Annotated in this window: 17 protein-coding genes, 1 tRNA gene and 1 pseudogene; 11 read left to right on the forward strand and 8 right to left on the reverse strand. The window is 53.2% G+C overall.

What is annotated here, in order from left to right:
* Positions 1–7 precede the first annotated feature (7 nt).
* Positions 8–538 (forward strand): helix-turn-helix transcriptional regulator, encoded by a 531-nt coding sequence (locus H7R76_RS15345; protein ID WP_182965711.1) that lies wholly within the window; start codon positions 8–10, stop codon positions 536–538.
* Between the two features lie 58 nt (positions 539–596).
* Here H7R76_RS15345 and H7R76_RS15350 read toward each other — a convergent pair whose 3' ends face one another.
* Complete coding sequence (locus H7R76_RS15350; protein ID WP_106928743.1) at positions 597–1,163, reverse strand: HdeD family acid-resistance protein; 567 nt, start codon at positions 1,161–1,163, stop codon at positions 597–599.
* Positions 1,164–1,404: 241 nt separating this feature from the next.
* On the opposite strand from H7R76_RS15350, the gene hdeA reads away from it, so the two are divergent.
* The 3 genes from hdeA to H7R76_RS15365 all read left to right on the forward strand — a co-directional run bounded on the left by hdeA (position 1,405) and on the right by H7R76_RS15365 (position 3,857).
* Positions 1,405–1,719, forward strand: a complete 315-nt coding sequence (gene hdeA / locus H7R76_RS15355; protein WP_106928745.1) for an acid-activated periplasmic chaperone HdeA — start codon at positions 1,405–1,407, stop codon at positions 1,717–1,719.
* A gap of 331 nt (positions 1,720–2,050) precedes the next feature.
* The gene (locus H7R76_RS15360) at positions 2,051–2,836 is read left to right on the forward strand and encodes an AraC family transcriptional regulator (RefSeq protein WP_182965713.1); all 786 of its coding nucleotides are present in this window, start codon (positions 2,051–2,053) and stop codon (positions 2,834–2,836) included.
* 40 nt (positions 2,837–2,876) lie between these two features.
* Positions 2,877–3,857, forward strand: a complete 981-nt coding sequence (locus tag H7R76_RS15365; protein WP_182930037.1) for an IS5-like element ISKpn26 family transposase — start codon at positions 2,877–2,879, stop codon at positions 3,855–3,857.
* A 141-nt stretch (positions 3,858–3,998) separates the two neighbouring features.
* Here H7R76_RS15365 and H7R76_RS15370 read toward each other — a convergent pair.
* The 3 genes and pseudogenes from H7R76_RS15370 to H7R76_RS15380 all read right to left on the reverse strand — a co-directional run.
* Positions 3,999–4,775: pseudogene (locus tag H7R76_RS15370) on the reverse strand (IS5-like element ISKpn26 family transposase); the annotation flags it as partial.
* Between the two features lie 303 nt (positions 4,776–5,078).
* Positions 5,079–5,166: transfer RNA gene (locus H7R76_RS15375), tRNA-Ser, on the reverse strand.
* Positions 5,167–5,310: 144 nt separating this feature from the next.
* Positions 5,311–6,930, reverse strand: coding sequence for an ABC transporter substrate-binding protein (locus H7R76_RS15380; protein WP_182929166.1), 1,620 nt, complete (start codon positions 6,928–6,930; stop codon positions 5,311–5,313).
* A 224-nt stretch (positions 6,931–7,154) separates the two neighbouring features.
* Here H7R76_RS15380 and yccA point away from each other — a divergent pair, with 224 nt between their 5' ends.
* Together yccA and tusE are read left to right on the forward strand one after the other, a co-directional pair.
* Positions 7,155–7,814 (forward strand): FtsH protease modulator YccA, encoded by a 660-nt coding sequence (yccA, locus tag H7R76_RS15385; RefSeq protein ID WP_106928755.1) that lies wholly within the window; start codon positions 7,155–7,157, stop codon positions 7,812–7,814.
* Between the two features lie 89 nt (positions 7,815–7,903).
* A complete protein-coding gene (gene tusE / locus H7R76_RS15390; protein ID WP_106928758.1) occupies positions 7,904–8,233 on the forward strand; it encodes a sulfurtransferase TusE in 330 nt (109 codons plus the stop codon).
* Here tusE and yccX read toward each other — a convergent pair.
* Positions 8,230–8,511 carry an acylphosphatase gene (yccX, locus tag H7R76_RS15395; RefSeq protein WP_106928760.1) on the reverse strand — a complete coding sequence of 94 codons (282 nt, stop codon included), beginning with the start codon at positions 8,509–8,511 and terminating at the stop codon, positions 8,230–8,232. The genes tusE and yccX overlap by 4 nt on opposite strands.
* A 127-nt stretch (positions 8,512–8,638) precedes the next feature.
* Here yccX and rlmI point away from each other — a divergent pair, with 127 nt between their 5' ends.
* Together rlmI and hspQ are read left to right on the forward strand one after the other, a co-directional pair.
* The gene (rlmI, locus tag H7R76_RS15400; protein ID WP_106928763.1) at positions 8,639–9,829 is read left to right on the forward strand and encodes a 23S rRNA (cytosine(1962)-C(5))-methyltransferase RlmI; all 1,191 of its coding nucleotides are present in this window, start codon (positions 8,639–8,641) and stop codon (positions 9,827–9,829) included.
* A gap of 62 nt (positions 9,830–9,891) precedes the next feature.
* Complete coding sequence (hspQ, locus tag H7R76_RS15405) at positions 9,892–10,209, forward strand: heat shock protein HspQ (RefSeq protein ID WP_106928765.1); 318 nt, start codon at positions 9,892–9,894, stop codon at positions 10,207–10,209.
* Positions 10,210–10,287: 78 nt separating this feature from the next.
* On the opposite strand, the gene H7R76_RS15410 is transcribed toward hspQ, so the two are convergent.
* Positions 10,288–10,701, reverse strand: coding sequence for a CoA-binding protein (locus H7R76_RS15410; RefSeq protein ID WP_106928767.1), 414 nt, complete (start codon positions 10,699–10,701; stop codon positions 10,288–10,290).
* A 133-nt stretch (positions 10,702–10,834) separates the two neighbouring features.
* On the opposite strand from H7R76_RS15410, the gene mgsA reads away from it, so the two are divergent.
* Positions 10,835–11,293: a methylglyoxal synthase gene (gene mgsA, locus H7R76_RS15415; protein ID WP_106928769.1), complete on the forward strand. Its 459-nt coding sequence runs from the start codon at positions 10,835–10,837 to the stop codon at positions 11,291–11,293.
* 37 nt (positions 11,294–11,330) lie between these two features.
* On the opposite strand, the gene helD is transcribed toward mgsA, so the two are convergent.
* On the reverse strand, positions 11,331–13,385 hold the full coding sequence (gene helD / locus H7R76_RS15420; RefSeq protein ID WP_182965715.1) for a DNA helicase IV: 2,055 nt from the start codon (positions 13,383–13,385) through the stop codon (positions 11,331–11,333).
* A 122-nt stretch (positions 13,386–13,507) separates the two neighbouring features.
* Between helD and H7R76_RS15425 the strand changes: the two genes are divergently transcribed.
* Together H7R76_RS15425 and yccS are read left to right on the forward strand one after the other, a co-directional pair.
* Positions 13,508–13,954 carry a YccF domain-containing protein gene (locus tag H7R76_RS15425; RefSeq protein WP_106928772.1) on the forward strand — a complete coding sequence of 149 codons (447 nt, stop codon included), beginning with the start codon at positions 13,508–13,510 and terminating at the stop codon, positions 13,952–13,954.
* A gap of 18 nt (positions 13,955–13,972) precedes the next feature.
* Positions 13,973–16,099 (forward strand): YccS family putative transporter, encoded by a 2,127-nt coding sequence (gene yccS, locus H7R76_RS15430; protein WP_182965717.1) that lies wholly within the window; start codon positions 13,973–13,975, stop codon positions 16,097–16,099.
* Here the strand turns inward: yccS and H7R76_RS15435 are convergent, their stop codons facing one another.
* On the reverse strand, positions 16,100–16,705 hold the full coding sequence (locus H7R76_RS15435; protein ID WP_106928776.1) for a TfoX/Sxy family DNA transformation protein: 606 nt from the start codon (positions 16,703–16,705) through the stop codon (positions 16,100–16,102).
* Between the last annotated feature and the right edge of the window lie 126 nt (positions 16,706–16,831).

Below are 16,831 nucleotides of genomic sequence, written 5' to 3' on the forward strand. Positions count from 1 at the left end.
TCAGTTTATGATTTTTATGGTCACCAAAGATGAATTCCTGTATCAGGGGGTGGCACATTTGTTCAATAATGAAAACGTCATCAGAATACAACGTGTACCTGATATCGAGCGGCAGATGACGGATTCCACCGCCAAAATGATTATTGATGTCTATCACAATCATGTTATTGACGATAATGCCGTCAAGATCATTCAGTCACTCAATATCGACCGTATTGTCGTGCTGGCACCGTTTCATATCAGTAAGATAAAATGCCGATCGCCGCTGTTCTTCATAAATAGAAAAATGCCGCTGGCAAACTGGCCCGCACTATTGGCCAGCGGCGGAACATCCTATCGCAAACCCAAAATAGGTTTCTCACACAATCAATTCAAAATTGTCAGCTATGTTTTGCATGAGGAAGATAATGATGGCATCGCTTCTGCGTTAAACATCTCCGGAAACACGCTACGCAGCCAGAAGTTTAACATTATGCTTAAGCTAAAACTTCGCAGGATGAGTGACATCGCCACGCTCAGTATCTCTCCGTACTTCTGAATGTGGTCTGTCACGCATGATCTACCCGCCCTCGGGTAGATCATTAACCGTCGGTTTATTATTTTGTGAACAAGCGCACCAGTGACCAACAGCCCATCGCACTCACCATCAGTTCAATTCCCACCACCAGCGAAACCATCACTACCGACGCCTGCGGTGCGGCGCCGATAAAGCACCAGGCAATTAGCAGGTCAAGCACGCCAATCACGATCTGCAGCCAGCGGCCTTTAACCTGACGATGGTTAAACCAGTCCATAATGCGAATGACCCCACCAAGCGCAAACAGGCAAGCGAGAAAACTGGCTATCGTAAACAAACCAAACGCGGGTGCGGTAATAAAAAGGTATCCCATGACGGCGTAAGCGATACAAATAAGAACACCAGAGACCACCGGCCAAAAATTATGCAACCGATTTTTTATCATAATGGCCGCATAGGCAATACAGCTGCAGATCAGCACGATGCCCAAAATCATGGCCAGAATTTCTCCTGAAATAAAGGGGTATACAATGAGCAGCACGCCGGAGATAAACATCAAAACGGCAATAATTCTTAGCAGATTTTTTTGTTTTTCGAGCATTTGCACATCGAGTTTAGCAATAATTTCCTGATTGATATTTAACACACTACACCTCTAAAAAATGAATAAGAGCACAGTGTAAATTTACAACAAAAAGGGATGGCCAGATAAAACCAATTTAATAAAATATTCTGATATCAGACTCTTAAAATAAAATTAAGCAAATGAATTACAAGAATTTTTTAAAATGTAGCATGCATTTTAAAAATAACTGATACTCTGTTCCTCGGCACCGCTAGTGATATAATTTCGCGGTGTCGTTAACTGTGTTATTGAGGATTAAATGATGAAGAAAATATCCGGTATTATTCTCGGTAGTCTACTGTTGATCCCGGTCCTGGGTCAGGCGGCTGAAAACCAAAAACCCGTCAACACCTGGACCTGTGAAGATTTTCTGGCCCTCGACTCCACTTTCCAGCCTACCGCTGTGGGTTTTGCCGAAGCTTTAAACAATAAGGACAAACCGGAAGACGCGGTGATGGATGTTAAAGGCATTGAAACCGTCACTCCGGCCATCGTGCAAGCCTGCACCGAGAATCATAAAGCCAGCTTCAAGGAAAAAGTAAAAAGCGAATGGGACAAGCTTAAAAAACATATTTAATGAATAAAATTTCAGTTAAGTCTGAACTGACTTAACGGACTGTTCAACAGGGGTGAATTCCCGGCACGATAAACATATCACCCCTGCTGATAAAATTTAAAGTTAGAAATACTTATCTATTTTACAGATACCGACCATTCCCTTGACCGGCCCTTTTCCCTTTCCAGTTGTGTCAATAAAAATTGACACTATCAATTCATCTATCACAATTGCCATTATCATTAGTTCGTGTATTTTATGCCTGCCCCTGATTCATCATACAATTCATTTTTAACCTCAATATACATCCTTTGTTTTGAGGTTTTTTTGTTCGTATCTCTGGAGTGCGTGTATGAGACTGAATAGCAGTGCCCCCTGCGTTGTTGTATTAACAGAAGATGACGTTGCCGTAAATATTAACGACAACACATCCCTGGTATTACCGGCAAATCATCTTAACATCATAGCCTGCAACAATAACGTGATTGATTTTTCCTACCTGGATAATGCCCTCGTCGCACACATGAGCCGTGAGGTTTTGAATGATTATTTACTCTTTTTGAATAGAGATTTGACGCAGGTTTCGCCATGGCCAAGACAGGCAATTTCCGTTATCTCCTGTCATTGCCGGACGCCAGAGATCTTCCGTGAGGCAGCGTTACATAGCGTGCTCAAAACCAGCGACAGATGCGAAATTGAACGTACCCGGTCATTGCTCTTTACCGTTTTGTCTCTCTTTCTCGATAGCCCGGGCTTCATTTCACTGATCATGCAAATGCTGAGAAATAGCGTCAAAGAGAGCGTTTATCAGATTATCCAGAGTGATATTCAAAAAGAGTGGAATCTAAGTCTGGTGGCCAGCGCGCTCTGCCTAAGCCCAAGCTTGTTAAAAAAGAAGCTGAAAAGTGAGGACACCAGCTACAGTCAGATAATAACCGACTGTCGTATGCGCTATGCTGCTCAGCAGCTGCTCATCGCGGAAAAAAATATTTCACAGATTTCGCAATTATGTGGTTATCGCAGTACATCCTATTTTATATCCGTTTTTAAGACCTTTTACGGCATGACACCATTACATTATGTCACACAGCATCGCCAACAATGTGTTAGGGAAGGTGCGAACAAGTTCCTGATATGAGATCATCATGTTCATCCGGAGCGCATCCCAGAGGGACATCATGAGCCATCAACTCACCTTCGCCGATAGTGAATTCAGCACTAAGCGCCGTCAGACCCGAAAAGAGATTTTCCTCTCCCGCATGGAGCATATTCTGCCATGGCAGAATATGACCGCTGTCATCGAGCCGTTTTATCCCAAGGCGGGCAATGGCCGACGGCCCTATCCGCTGGAGACCATGCTGCGTATTCACTGCATGCAGCATTGGTACAACCTGAGCGACGGTGCCATGGAAGATGCCCTGTACGAAATCGCCTCCATGCGCCTGTTTGCCCGATTATCCCTGGATAGCGCCCTGCCGGATCGCACCACCATCATGAATTTCCGCCACCTGCTCGAGCAGCATCAACTGGCCCGTCAATTGTTCAAGACCATCAATCGCTGGCTGGCCGAAGCAGGCGTCATGATGACCCAAGGCACTTTGGTGGATGCCACCATCATTGAGGCACCCAGCTCTACCAAGAACAAAGAGCAGCAACGCGATCCGGAGATGCATCAGACCAAGAAAGGCAATCAGTGGCACTTTGGCATGAAGGCCCACATTGGTGTCGATGCCAAGAGTGGCCTGACCCACAGCCTAGTCACCACCGCGGCCAACGAGCATGACCTCAATCAGCTGAGTAATCTGCTTCATGGAGAGGAGCAATTTGTCTCAGCCGATGCCGGCTACCAAGGAGCGCCACAGCGCGAGGAGCTGGCCGAGGTGGATGTGGACTGGCTGATCGCCGAGCGTCCCGGCAAGGTAAAAACCTTGAAGCAGCATCCGCGCAAGAACAAAACGGCCATCAACATCGAATACATGAAAGCCAGCATCCGTGCCAAGGTGGAGCACCCGTTTCGCATCATCAAGCGGCAGTTCGGCTTCGTGAAAGCCAGATACAAGGGGCTGCTGAAAAATGATAACCAACTGGCGATGTTATTCACCCTGGCCAACCTGTTTCGGGTGGACCAAATGATACGTCAGTGGGAGAGATCTCACTAAAAACCGGAAATAACGCCAGAAATGGCGGAAAAAATAGCCTAAATAGGCTGATTCGATGTGTTTGCGGGAAAAAAATCGGCCCAGATCCGCGAAATTTTAATCAGCGAGTCAGCTTTGGAAGAAATGACCTGCTTATTCGCACCTTCCCTTGCGCGGATGCTGCTTCAAGGTTTTTACCCTGCCGGGACGCTCGGCGATCAGCCAGTCCACATCCACCTCGGCCAGCTCCTCGCGCTGTGGCGCTCCTTGGTAGCCGGCATCGGCTGAGACAAATTGCTCCTCTCCATGAAGCAGATTACCCAGCTGATTGAGGTCATGCTCGTTGGCCGCGGTGGTGACTAGGCTGTGGGTCAGGCCACTCTTGGCATCGACACCAATGTGGGCCTTCATGCCAAAGTGCCACTGATTGCCTTTCTTGGTCTGATGCATCTCCGGATCGCGTTGCTGCTCTTTGTTCTTGGTAGAGCTGGGTGCCTCAATGATGGTGGCATCCACCAAAGTGCCTTGGGTCATCATGACGCCTGCTTCGGCCAGCCAGCGATTGATGGTCTTGAACAATTGACGGGCCAGTTGATGCTGCTCGAGCAGGTGGCGGAAATTCATGATGGTGGTGCGATCCGGCAGGGCGCTATCCAGGGATAATCGGGCAAACAGGCGCATGGAGGCGATTTCGTACAGGGCATCTTCCATGGCACCGTCGCTCAGGTTGTACCAATGCTGCATGCAGTGAATACGCAGCATGGTCTCCAGCGGATAGGGCCGTCGGCCATTGCCCGCCTTGGGATAAAACGGCTCGATGACAGCGGTCATATTCTGCCATGGCAGAATATGCTCCATGCGGGAGAGGAAAATCTCTTTTCGGGTCTGACGGCGCTTAGTGCTGAATTCACTATCGGCGAAGGTGAGTTGATGGCTCATGATGTCCCTCTGGGATGCGCTCCGGATGAATATGATGATCTCATATCAGGAACTTGTTCGCACCTTCCTTAGGTTACGCCTTGCTCAAGATTTGACGATACCAACGTTGCTTGTCCCTCGCTCACGTCAAGGCAGTTAATCGTTTTGAAATGGATAGAAAAGTCTGTATACCGACACAGCTGATCATTTCACTGCTGACAAAAGAAGAAGAGTTGATGAGGGGATAAAGCGAGAAACGTGATGGCAGCGATACCAACAGCCAAAGCAAAAAGGGGTTACCTTTCGGTAACCCCTTTTCTGATTTGGCGGAAGCGTAGAGATTCGAACTCTAGAACCCTTTCGGGTCGCCGGTTTTCAAGACCGGTGCCTTCAACCGCTCGGCCACGCTTCCAATGAGGCGCACTATAAACATCCCGAACGGACCTGTAAAGCACCAAAACATTCGTTTGCCTGAAAAACAGCCAAAAAGTTGTTATTCGTCTGAAAAAACAACAAAATGGCTAGTTTTAAAACGCTTTTCCCGCCCTCATCCTGCTTAATGTTTTTTGATAAACATATCTTTGGTGTAGTAGTACCCCAAGCGATCGGGGGTAAATCCCCCTACCCACGGTTTCACGAGGTGCGTACGCACGTAGTGATAGACCGGGATTGCGGGGACATCGCGAGCCAGCAGATCTTCAGCCTTCTGGTAATCGCGAGCGCGCTGGGCGACATCCTGCGTTTTCGCCGCATCGCGCAGCGCCGCATCATAGTCCGGGTTACTGTATTTAGCGGTGTTCTCGCTGTCGCCGGTACGGAAGGTGTTCAGGAAGGTTGAAGCGTCGTCGTAGTCGGCAATCCACGCATAGCGCACCACGTCAAAATTACCGGTGTGCATCGTGTCCAGCATGGTCTTCCACTCCTGGTTTTGCAGCTTCGCCTCAACGCCAAGATTTTTCTTCCACATTGAAGACGCGGCAATCGCCACGCGCTGGTGTGATTCCGAGGTGTTATACAGCAGATTAAACGACAGCGGATGCGCCTCACTGAACCCGGCCTCCGCCAGCAGCTTCTTCGCTTCAGCAATACGTTTTTCACGCGGCCAGCTTGCATAGTCAGGCCCGTTCAGCTTCACACCGCCAATCTCCGGTTGGCTTATGACCCACGCCGGACGCTGCCCCTGCCCCATGACCTTTTCAGCAATAATGTCTTTATCCAGCGCCATATTCAGCGCACGACGGACGCGCGCATCGTTAAACGGCGCTTTGGTGGTATTGAACTCGTAATAGTAGGTAGCCAGCTGCGGCGATACATCCACCTCATCGCCCAGCGTTTTCTTCAGCTGGCTGAACTGGTTTATTGGCAGCGTATACACAATATCAACCTCACCCGCCTTATAGCGGTTCACGTCCGCCGCTTCGGAACGGATAGGCAAATAGGTCACTTTATTGATCACCGTATGCTTATCGTCCCAGTAACGTGGGTTACGTTCGGCGACAATGCGCTCGTTAACCACCCATTGCGACAGGTGATAGGCGCCACTGCCGACAAAATGCTCCGGCTTCACCCATTTATCGCCGTAGCGGCCGATCAGTACTTTATCCAACGGCACCATCGACGGGTGCGCCAGCATAGCAAGGAACGCCGAGGTCGGCTGCGTCAGCGTCACTTCCAGCGTAGTATCGTTGATAGCCTTAACGCCAAGGGTATCCGGCGTTTTTTTGCCCAGCGCGATATCGGCAGCATTGACGATGTGCATATTGCCAGGATAGCTGGCGTACGGCGACGCGGTCGTCGGCGTGACCAGACGCTGCCAGCTCCACACGATATCCTGCGCGGTTATCGCCGAACCGTCCGACCAGACGATCCCCGGGCGCAGATGGAAGGTCCAGACCGTGTTGTCTTTATTCTCCCAGGATTCTGCCAGCCGCGGCTCAATGCTGCCGTCCGGTTTTACCGCCACCAGACCGTCAAACAGGTCGCTGATAATATTGAACTCAACGTCGCTTTCCACTTTATGCGGGTCGAGTGACGCCGGTTCATTGCCGTTACTGCGAACCAGCTCCTGTTTGTCGGCAAGTGGGGTTCCCTCCGGCACGGTTGCCGCCTGCGCCGCCCCCGCCAGACCCATTGCCAGAAATACCGTCGTGATGGAGTTATGTTTGTATAATTTCATTTCCATTGCCTTGTTGTTATTACCCTTTTCACTGTTGACACAGACACGCATTAACGCAAGTTCTTTCAATAACCTATAAGAGATTGATCTCGCTCTTTGGCGCAGAATGAGGTGATTCTGTGACGCGCTCAAAGTCTGAGTAAAGATGGGTAAAAACATTTGGGAATAAAGAAGAGTTTTCTTATGCTGAGCCACTAATAACATCTGTCATAAGAGAGTGACTCATGGATCGCATAATTACTTCATCGCGTGACCGCTCATCACTGCTGAGCACGCACAAAGTCCTGCGTAATACCTACTTCCTGCTGAGCCTGACGCTGGCATTTTCCGCTATTACCGCAACCGCCAGCACCGTGCTGGGGCTGCCGTCGCCGGGCCTGATTCTGACGCTGGTTGGTATGTACGGCCTGATGTTCCTGACCTATAAAACGGCAGATAAACCGGTGGGTATTCTGTCCGCGTTCGCCTTTACCGGCTTCCTGGGCTATATCCTTGGGCCCATCCTGAACGCCTACCTGTCTGCGGGCATGGGTGACGTGATCGGCATGGCGCTGGGCGGCACCGCGCTGGTGTTCTTCAGCTGCTCGGCCTACGTGCTGACCACCCGTAAAGACATGTCCTTCCTCGGCGGTATGCTGATGGCCGGTATCGTGGTGGTGCTGATCGGTATGGTGGCCAATATCTTCCTGCAGCTGCCGGCACTGCACCTGGCGATTAGCGCGGTGTTTATCCTGATCTCCTCCGGGGCAATCCTGTTCGAGACCAGTAACATCATCCGCGGTGGTGAAACCAACTATATCCGTGCGACGGTGAGCCTGTACGTTTCGCTGTACAATATCTTCATCAGCCTGTTAAGCATTCTGGGCTTCGCCAGCCGCGATTAAGGCTTAACGCTTCAGTCTCCAGGGCCTCGCTTATGCGGGGCCTTTTTATTTGCTACACTTCCCGCCATCTGTTTGTTGTGTGAAAAATTATGCTTATCTACGAAAACATCGAAATTGAGACCGATAGCGAAGGCTATCTCAAAGACACCACGCAGTGGAGTGAAGGGCTGGCTCAGGCGATTGCCGCCAACGAAGGGATTGAACTGAGCCCTGAACATTGGGAAGTGGTGCGCTTCGTGCGCGAATTTTACCTGGAGTTCAACACCTCGCCGGCCATCCGTATGCTGGTTAAAGCCATGGCGAATACCTTTGGCGAAGAGAAAGGCAACAGCCGCTATTTATACCGCCTGTTCCCAAAAGGCCCGGCTAAACAGGCGACGAAAATTGCCGGCCTGCCTAAACCGGTAAAGTGTATTTAATAGCGAATACTGAACTTGTTCCACGCCTTATCGGGTTGGTGAGGTTCCGCCAGGACTTTATCAACCCGCGCGCTGCGTGGCCCACCGGCTTTTAGCCAGGCCAGTAGTTGCTCTACCTGCTCGCTTTTGCCGCAGGCAACCACCTCGACGCTGCCATCGTCCAGATTCAACGCATAGCCGCTTAGCCCCAGGCGCTGCGCCTCCTGCTGGGTAAAAAAACGAAAACCCACACCCTGCACCTTGCCGTAGACCCAGCAGATCACACATTTATCCATCATGCTTCCTCCTGTATATACCCCAACTGTAGCGCCAATTCTCCCCACATTCTTCCGCCGCGCGTTGCATTTGTGCGGGGAAGTCGGGAAAATGCAGCCTGATTCCCTCAAACAGTCAGATAAATAAACTATGAGTGTACGTTTAGTGTTAGCCAAAGGGCGCGAAAAATCATTGCTGCGCCGCCATCCCTGGGTCTTTTCCGGCGCGGTCGCCCGCATGGAAGGCAAAGCCAGCCTCGGAGAGACCATTGATATTGTCGATCATCAGGGTAAATGGTTAGCCCGCGGCGCATACTCTCCCGCTTCGCAGATCCGCGCGCGCGTCTGGACGTTTGACGCCCATGAAAGCATCGATATCGATTTCTTCGTGCGTCGCCTTCAGCAGGCACAAAGCTGGCGCGACTGGCTGGCGAAAAAAGACGGGCTGGACAGCTACCGTCTGATCGCCGGTGAATCCGATGGCCTGCCGGGCGTCACCATTGACCGTTTCGGTAACTTCCTCGTATTACAACTGCTGAGCGCCGGTGCGGAATATCAGCGCGCCGCCCTCATCAGCGCCCTGCAAACCCTCTATCCGGAATGCGCTATCTACGATCGCAGCGACGTGGCGGTGCGTAAAAAAGAAGGTATGGAGCTGACCCAGGGCCCGGTCACCGGCGAATTGCCGCCAGCCCTGCTGCCCATCGAAGAACACGGCATGAAGCTGCTGGTCGATATTCAGGGCGGCCACAAAACCGGCTACTACCTTGACCAGCGCGACAGCCGTCTTGCCACCCGTCGCTACGTGGAAGACAAGCGCGTTCTCAACTGTTTCTCCTACACCGGCGGCTTTGCGGTTTCTGCCCTGATGGGCGGCTGTCGCCAGGTCACCAGCGTTGATACCTCGCAGGAAGCGCTGGACGTGGCGCGCCAGAACGTTGAGCTGAATAAACTCGATCTCAGCAAAGCCGAGTTCGTGCGTGACGACGTTTTCAAACTGCTGCGCAAATACCGCGATCAGGGGGAGAAATTCGACGTTATCGTGATGGACCCGCCGAAATTCGTCGAGAATAAAAGCCAGCTAATGGGTGCCTGCCGCGGCTATAAGGACATCAATATGCTGGCTATCCAGCTGCTGAATCCGGGCGGCGTGCTGCTAACCTTCTCCTGCTCCGGCCTGATGACGTCAGATTTATTCCAGAAAATCATCGCCGATGCCGCTGTGGATGCCGGTCGTGATGTACAATTTATAGAGCAGTTCCGTCAGGCAGCCGATCACCCGGTGATTGCGACGTACCCGGAAGGACTGTACCTGAAAGGATTTGCCTGCCGCGTCATGTAACTTGAAAAGCGAAATGGTGTCTATATATCTAGAGAGAGGCCATTTCCCGGGAGGTGAGTATGATGATGACCAGCAAATTCGGTATCGGCCAGCAGGTGCGTCACTCCCTGCTGGGCTATCTGGGCGTGGTGGTGGATATCGACCCGGTATACTCGCTCGACGATCCTGAACCCGACGATCTGGCGGCTAACGACGAACTGCGCGCGTTGCCGTGGTATCACGTGGTGATGGAAGACGACGAAGGCCAGCCGGTGCATACCTACCTGGCCGAAGCCCAGTTAAGCAGCGAGCCGCGCGAGGATCATCCGGAACAACCCACGATGGATGAACTGGCGCGTACTATCCGCCGGCAGCTACAGGCCCCACGGCTGCGTAACTGACTGCCGCATCAAAAAACCCCGCGCTGCGGGGTTTTTTATTTACAGCTCAACCGGGCTTCTCTCTTTGCCCAGCCCCCGCTATTTTGCGAGCCCTAAGCGCGGAATTTCGATGGCCGGGCAGCGGTCCATCACCACGTTTAACCCCGCATTGCGCGCCAGTACGGCAGCTTGTTCATTGATGACACCGAGCTGCATCCACAACGTTTTCGCCCCGATGGCGATAGCTTCCTGCGCGACGCCCCACGCGGCCTCTGAATTACGGAAGACGTCCACCATGTCCACTTTCTCTGGCACCTCGGCAAGGGTTGCATAGCCTTGCTGCCCGAGCAGGGTTTTACCGCCCACCTTCGGCGAAACCGGAATGACGTGGTAGCCCTGATCTAACAGGTATTTCATCACCCGATAGCTCGGGCGGTCAGGTTTGTCGCTGGCGCCCACCAACGCGATAGTACGGGTGCTGGTCAAAATGCTGGCAATATCGTTTTCAGTCATCATTATCCTCCTGGCCAATAACTTAAGTGTACGCGAGTCCGCTAATGTCGCGCGTCAAATTTTTGCCAATCAGCGCTTGCAGCCTGAGTCGCATGCAGTAATCTGTCTGCATTTAACACTCAGGGATCGTTTTATGGAACTGACCACTCGCACCTTACCGGCGCGTAAACACATTGCGCTGGTTGCGCACGACCACTGCAAAGATATGCTGATGAAATGGGTGCAGCGCCATCAGGCATGCCTTGCGCAGCATACGCTGTCGGCGACCGGCACCACCGGCAACCTGGTGCAGCGCGCAACCGGCCTGGAAGTTAAAGCGATGCTCAGCGGCCCGATGGGCGGCGATCAGCAGGTGGGCGCGCTCATTTCAGAAGGCAAAATCGACGTGCTGATTTTCTTCTGGGACCCGCTCAACGCCGTGCCGCACGATCCGGACGTTAAGGCTCTGCTGCGCCTCGCGACCGTGTGGAACATCCCGGTCGCGACCAATGCTGCTACCGCGGACTTTATCATTCAGTCACCCAACTTTGCCGAGCCGGTAGATATCCTCATTCCAGACTACCCACGCTATCTGGCCGAACGTCTCAAATAAGCCAGGCTGCGCCCGGAGCAAAAACTTCGGGCGTCATTCAGGGTTTGCGTGCCACTGGCACCGACAGCTGCTTCAGTAGCTCAACAAACGGAGACGGCTGCGCCTTGTTAAACAGCAGCCAGACGCGCAACCGCGCGCGGGTCATGGCCACGTACAGCAAACGCCGCTCTTCCGCGTCGGGAAAATCCTCCGGCTCGGGCAACAGGGCCTGCTCCATAATAGACTCCCGCACGGGAGCGGGAAAACCGTCGAAGCCCTCTTGCAGCCCCAGCACAATGACATAGTCAGCCTGCTGCCCCTTACTGGCGTGCACGGTCATAAAATCAATATTCAGCTTCGGCCAGCGGGTAGCGGCTTTTTCCAGCGCGGCAGGCTTAAGATGATGATAACGGGCCAGCACCAGAATGCGCTGGTCTGGCGTGGCGTAGCCGCTGAGCTTATCAAACAGCGCATCGAGCTTATCGTCTTCCAGCAGCGTAACGGCGTGCTTATCGCCAACGGTCAGGCTGTTCAGCGGTTTACTCAGTTGATGTGGATTCTGCTGAATGAAGCGGTTGGCAATTTCGCCAATGCGGCTGTTAAAACGGTAGGTCGTATCCAGCGCGCAGTTATCGCCCTCGCCAAAATAGTGGCTAAAAGCCGTAGTCAGCGACAGCTGCGCGCCGCTGAAGCGATAAATTGCCTGCCAGTCGTCGCCAACGGCGAACAGCGATGTTTGCGAATTCTGTTTACGCAGCGCCGCCAGCAGCGCGGCGCGCTGTGGTGAGATATCCTGGAATTCATCAACCAGAATATGCTTCCACGGGCTCACAAAACGGCCCTTATCGAGAATAATAATAGCCTGGTGAATTAAACCGGAAAAATCGACGGCGTTCTCGTCTTTCAGCGCGGCTTTCCACGCTTTCAGCAGCGGTGCCATTAGCTTTATCCGTTTACCAAAGCACTCTCGCACGGCTTCCGGCGCACCAGCGATCATATCCGCCTGCGAACCGCCGTGCATTCGCATCAGGCTCACCCAGCGGTCGAGGCGGCTGCCCATCCGTTTTACGATTTTGTCATCTTCCCAGAAGCTGTCTTCGCCGACCTCCCAGCCCAGTTCGTCCTGTAGCCACTGCCGCCAACCTTTCGCCTGCGCTTTTTTCTCGCGGCACTGCTGCTGCCAGCAATCGGTAAACAGCTTATAACGTGCGGCAGCATCGTTTTCCAGTTGACTGACGACAGGCACTTTTTTACTGCCCTGCTGGATAATCGACAGCGCCAGCGCGTGGAAGGTGCGTGCGGTAATGGCATCCGTATTCAGGCGTGATTGTAGACGCTCGTCCATCTCTTCAGCCGCCTTGCGGCCAAAGGCTAACAGCAGAATCTGTTCCGCTGAGGCCTCCTGGCGCTCAAGCAGCCAGCCGGCACGCGCCACCAGCACCGACGTTTTACCGCTGCCGGCCCCGGCCAGTACCAGCAGTGAACGCTCACCGTTCACCACCGCGCGAGCCTGTGACGGGTTCAGCGGTGAAGATTCAATGCGAGCAAAAAAGTCGCCGTACTGTGTCAGCATGGCGTCGGTATAGCGTTGATTATGCTGCACGCGACCGCTTTCTTTATCCGCCAGCCAAGCCTGGCACTGCCGCCAGGCCTCTCGGCAGTTATCAAATTCTGCCAACCGCGTGGTTGGCAAGGGCAGGCCTTCGAGCGCGTTAACGATCTGCTGCCGGATAGTCTGCGCCTGCTGGCGGGTAAGCCAGCGCGTCTGCTCGCGGCTACCGGTAATAATTGCCAGCTGCGCCTCGAGCAGCCCAGCGGCGATATCGCTCATCTCTGCGCTCCACTGCTGCCACAGCGCCGTCAAGTGGCGGTGAAAACGCTGGGTTTCACCCCATTCCGTACCGTGCAGGCGCACAACTTTGTCCTCGGGCAGAACAAACTCCAGCTCCCCCCACACCAAACCACGCTTGCAGTTGATGGCCAGTAACTGATTAAAAGGGATGAGATATTCATGCTGAGGGCCGGACACCCTGACGCCCGCATTGAGGATCTCAACCCGGTCGTAAGGATGCTGCGCCATGCGCTTGCCCAGCGTCGTTGCTTTTAATTCCATGTCGTGCTGAATCCTGACTTTTTCGATATCTCACAGTGTAACCGCCAGAGAATAGGTGCTCCAGCCTAAAAAAACGTTACAATCAACAGGACTTATTATTCACAGCGCTGCACTGAGGATTTATGCGTACTGTTCTGAATATTTTGAATTTTGTGCTGGGTGGTTTTTTGACAACGTTGGGCTGGCTGCTGGCAACGCTGGTCAGCATCGTGCTGATTATTACGCTGCCGCTCACGCGGTCCTGCTGGGAAATCACCAAATTATCGCTGCTGCCTTACGGTAATGAAGCGGTACACGTTGACGAACTGGAGCCCGGCGCGAAAAGCGGCGTCATGAACGCTGGCGGCACCTTGCTCAACATTCTGTGGTTCGTGCTGTTCGGCTGGTGGCTGTGCCTGACGCACATTATGGCCGGGATCGCCCAATGCATCACCATTATTGGTATTCCTGTCGGCATTGCGAATTTTAAAATTGCCGCTATTGCTTTGTGGCCCGTAGGACGCCGGGTTGTGCCTGTCGAAGTTGCACGCGCGGCGCGTGAAGCGAACGCCCGCCGCCGTTTCCAGTAATCAGGACGATTAATTGCTATGCTAAGCCCGCTGCTTCGCCGCTATACATGGAACAGTACCTGGCTATATAACGCCAGGATATTTATTGCGTTAATTGGCACAACCGCTCTGCCCTGGTGGCTGGGCGACGCAAAGTTGACCATTCCGCTCACCCTGGGGGTGGTTGCTGCTGCGCTAACGGACCTCGACGATCGTTTGGCCGGGCGGCTGCGTAACCTGGTCATTACCCTCATCTGCTTTTTTATCGCCTCGGCGTCGGTAGAACTGCTGTTTCCCTGGCCGTGGTTATTTGCGGTAGGACTGACCCTTTCCACTATCGGTTTTATTTTGCTCGGCGGCCTTGGGCAGCGCTATGCGACTATCGCCTTCGGCGCGCTGCTGATTGCCATTTATACGATGCTCGGCGTATCGCTGTACGCCCAATGGTATCAGCAGCCGCTGCTGCTGATTGCGGGAGCCGTTTGGTATAACGTGCTGACCTTAACCGGGCACCTGATTTTCCCAATTCGCCCGCTGCAGGATAACCTCGCGCGCAGCTACGAACAGCTCGCCCGCTACCTCGAACTGAAATCGCGTCTGTTCGATCCCGATCTCGACGATGACAACCAGGCGCCGTTATATGAACTGGCGCTGGCGAACGGGCAACTGATGGCGACGCTGAACCAGACTAAAACATCGTTACTGACACGCCTGCGTGGAGACCGCGGCCAGCGCAGCACGCGCCGGACGCTGCACTACTATTTCGTGGCTCAGGATATCCACGAACGCGCCAGTTCATCGCATATCCAGTACCAGGCGCTGCGCGATCAGTTTCGCTACAGCGACGTCATGTTCCGCTTCCAGCGCCTACTCTCAATGCAGTCTATCGCCTGTCAGGATCTGGCGAAGGCCATCCTGCTGCGCACGCCGTATCAACACGATGCTCGCTTTGAACGCGCGTTTACCCATCTGGATGCCGCGCTCGATCGTATTCGCGCTGGCGGCACCGCGCCGGAACAAATGAAAGCGCTGGGTTTTCTGCTCAATAACCTGCGGGCAATTGATGCCCAGCTCGCCACCATCGAGTCAGAACAGCTCCAGTCGCAAACGCGAAGCGAAACGGAAAACCTCCTCGCCGACGACAGCCTGCACGGCTTCGCCGATATCCGTTCGCGGCTGAGCCGCAACATGTCACCGGAGTCAGCGCTGTTCCGCCACGCCGTTCGCATGTCTGTGGTGCTGTGCGTGGGCTATGCCTTTATTCAGTTCACCGGTCTACAGCATGGCTACTGGATCCTGCTGACCAGCCTGTTTGTTTGCCAGCCCAACTATAACGCCACCCGTCACCGCCTTGCGCTGCGTATTATCGGCACGCTGGTTGGCGTTGCGCTGGGTCTGCCCATACTCTGGCTGGTACCGTCACTGGAAGGTCAGTTGATTCTGATCGTCGTAACCGGCGTGCTGTTTTTCGCTTTTCGCAACGTACAGTACGCGCATGCCACCATGTTTATTACGCTACTGGTGCTACTGTGCTTTAACCTGCTCGGCGAAGGATTTGAAGTGGCGCTACCGCGCGTCGTAGATACCCTGATTGGCTGTGGTATTGCGTGGCTGGCGGTAAGCTTTATCTGGCCGGACTGGAAGTTCCGTAACCTGCCGCGCGTGCTGGAACGCGCCGTGGATGCCAACTGTCGCTACCTGGACGCCATTCTTGAACAGTACCACCAGGGGCGCGATAACCGTCTGGCCTATCGTATTGCGCGCCGCGATGCGCATAATCGGGATGCCGAGCTGGCGTCAGTGGTGTCGAATATGTCGACGGAACCGAAAGTAACGGCGGAAATGCGGGAAACGGCGTTTCGACTTCTCTGCCTTAACCACACTTTAACCAGCTATATCTCTGCGCTGGGTGCCCATCGAGAGAAACTCACCACACCGGAAATCCTGGCGCTTCTCGACGATGCGGTCTGCTATGTCGATGATGCCCTGCACCATCAGCCTTCCGATGAGGAGCGGATTCAACGTGCGCTTAGCGAGCTCGCGGCGAGGATCCAGCATCTCGATCCTCGTCCGGACAGCAAAGAACCATTGGTCCTGCAACAAATTGGGTTGATGATTTCACTTCTGCCTGAAATTTGCCGTCTGCAAAAGCAGGTTATGATGTAATCACCGTCGTTGGGTGTAGTTCTGCACCCATATTTCCAGCTCCTGGCGCGTTTGCGCCGGGAGTGCGGCAGAATGTACTCCGATGATTGCCCCCTCTAGCGAATACAGCACGCTAACGTTCAGCTGTTTACGTATCTGCCGCAAACGCATCCACGCCGTTTTCGCGCCCATCTGCCGCAGCGTACGCACATCTTTGATTCCAGCCTCGAGCAACAGCAGTTCCAGATGAAAAGAAAGATTGGGAAGATCCCTGAGCCTGCGGCACCGTCGTCGTCGCTTTTCATTTTGCGCATCTTCCAGGGAACATTGGCCAAGCTGCACTAAGGCAGATTTATTCGACCAAAGCCGTTCGTCGACGCGAAAATAGTTGAGCTGCTGTTCATGCCCGCGTTTGCGTACCGTCAGCAGAGGCGGCGAGTACTGACTCTGATAAGCAGCGTTTTTTTCACACGCCCTCAGATACAGTTCCCCTTCTGCAACCATGGCAAAAACGGTATTGTCGACCGCAAGGCTGTAGCCGCCGAACAGCGCCCGAGACTGCACTTTGCCCAATCCAGAAAAATATTCCATGGATTGGTAAATCCTTTTATACGAGATTATCTTCATGATTAATCCTTAATAATCATGCACATGAATACATCAGATTTGTTAATCGATCAGATAATAAGCAACATAGGGAAGTTCCGCCGGTACGGCAAGGTGTATTTGTAGTCACGGGTGTTTCTTATGCAA

Source organism: Klebsiella sp. WP8-S18-ESBL-06 (assembly GCF_014169755.1).
In the GTDB taxonomy this organism is placed as follows: domain Bacteria; phylum Pseudomonadota; class Gammaproteobacteria; order Enterobacterales; family Enterobacteriaceae; genus Kluyvera; species Kluyvera ascorbata_B.

Coding starts and splice junctions, on each gene's coding strand:
- H7R76_RS15345 (WP_182965711.1), top strand. CDS start 8: ATGATTTTTATGGTCACCAAAGATGAATTCCTGTATCAGGGGGTGGCA.
- hdeA (WP_106928745.1), top strand. CDS start 1,405: ATGAAGAAAATATCCGGTATTATTCTCGGTAGTCTACTGTTGATCCCG.
- H7R76_RS15360 (WP_182965713.1), top strand. CDS start 2,051: ATGAGACTGAATAGCAGTGCCCCCTGCGTTGTTGTATTAACAGAAGAT.
- H7R76_RS15365 (WP_182930037.1), top strand. CDS start 2,877: ATGAGCCATCAACTCACCTTCGCCGATAGTGAATTCAGCACTAAGCGC.
- H7R76_RS15380 (WP_182929166.1), bottom strand. CDS start 6,930: ATGAAATTATACAAACATAACTCCATCACGACGGTATTTCTGGCAATG.
- yccA (WP_106928755.1), top strand. CDS start 7,155: ATGGATCGCATAATTACTTCATCGCGTGACCGCTCATCACTGCTGAGC.
- tusE (WP_106928758.1), top strand. CDS start 7,904: ATGCTTATCTACGAAAACATCGAAATTGAGACCGATAGCGAAGGCTAT.
- yccX (WP_106928760.1), bottom strand. CDS start 8,511: ATGATGGATAAATGTGTGATCTGCTGGGTCTACGGCAAGGTGCAGGGT.
- rlmI (WP_106928763.1), top strand. CDS start 8,639: ATGAGTGTACGTTTAGTGTTAGCCAAAGGGCGCGAAAAATCATTGCTG.
- hspQ (WP_106928765.1), top strand. CDS start 9,892: ATGATGACCAGCAAATTCGGTATCGGCCAGCAGGTGCGTCACTCCCTG.
- H7R76_RS15410 (WP_106928767.1), bottom strand. CDS start 10,701: ATGACTGAAAACGATATTGCCAGCATTTTGACCAGCACCCGTACTATC.
- mgsA (WP_106928769.1), top strand. CDS start 10,835: ATGGAACTGACCACTCGCACCTTACCGGCGCGTAAACACATTGCGCTG.
- helD (WP_182965715.1), bottom strand. CDS start 13,385: ATGGAATTAAAAGCAACGACGCTGGGCAAGCGCATGGCGCAGCATCCT.
- H7R76_RS15425 (WP_106928772.1), top strand. CDS start 13,508: ATGCGTACTGTTCTGAATATTTTGAATTTTGTGCTGGGTGGTTTTTTG.
- yccS (WP_182965717.1), top strand. CDS start 13,973: ATGCTAAGCCCGCTGCTTCGCCGCTATACATGGAACAGTACCTGGCTA.
- H7R76_RS15435 (WP_106928776.1), bottom strand. CDS start 16,705: ATGAAGATAATCTCGTATAAAAGGATTTACCAATCCATGGAATATTTT.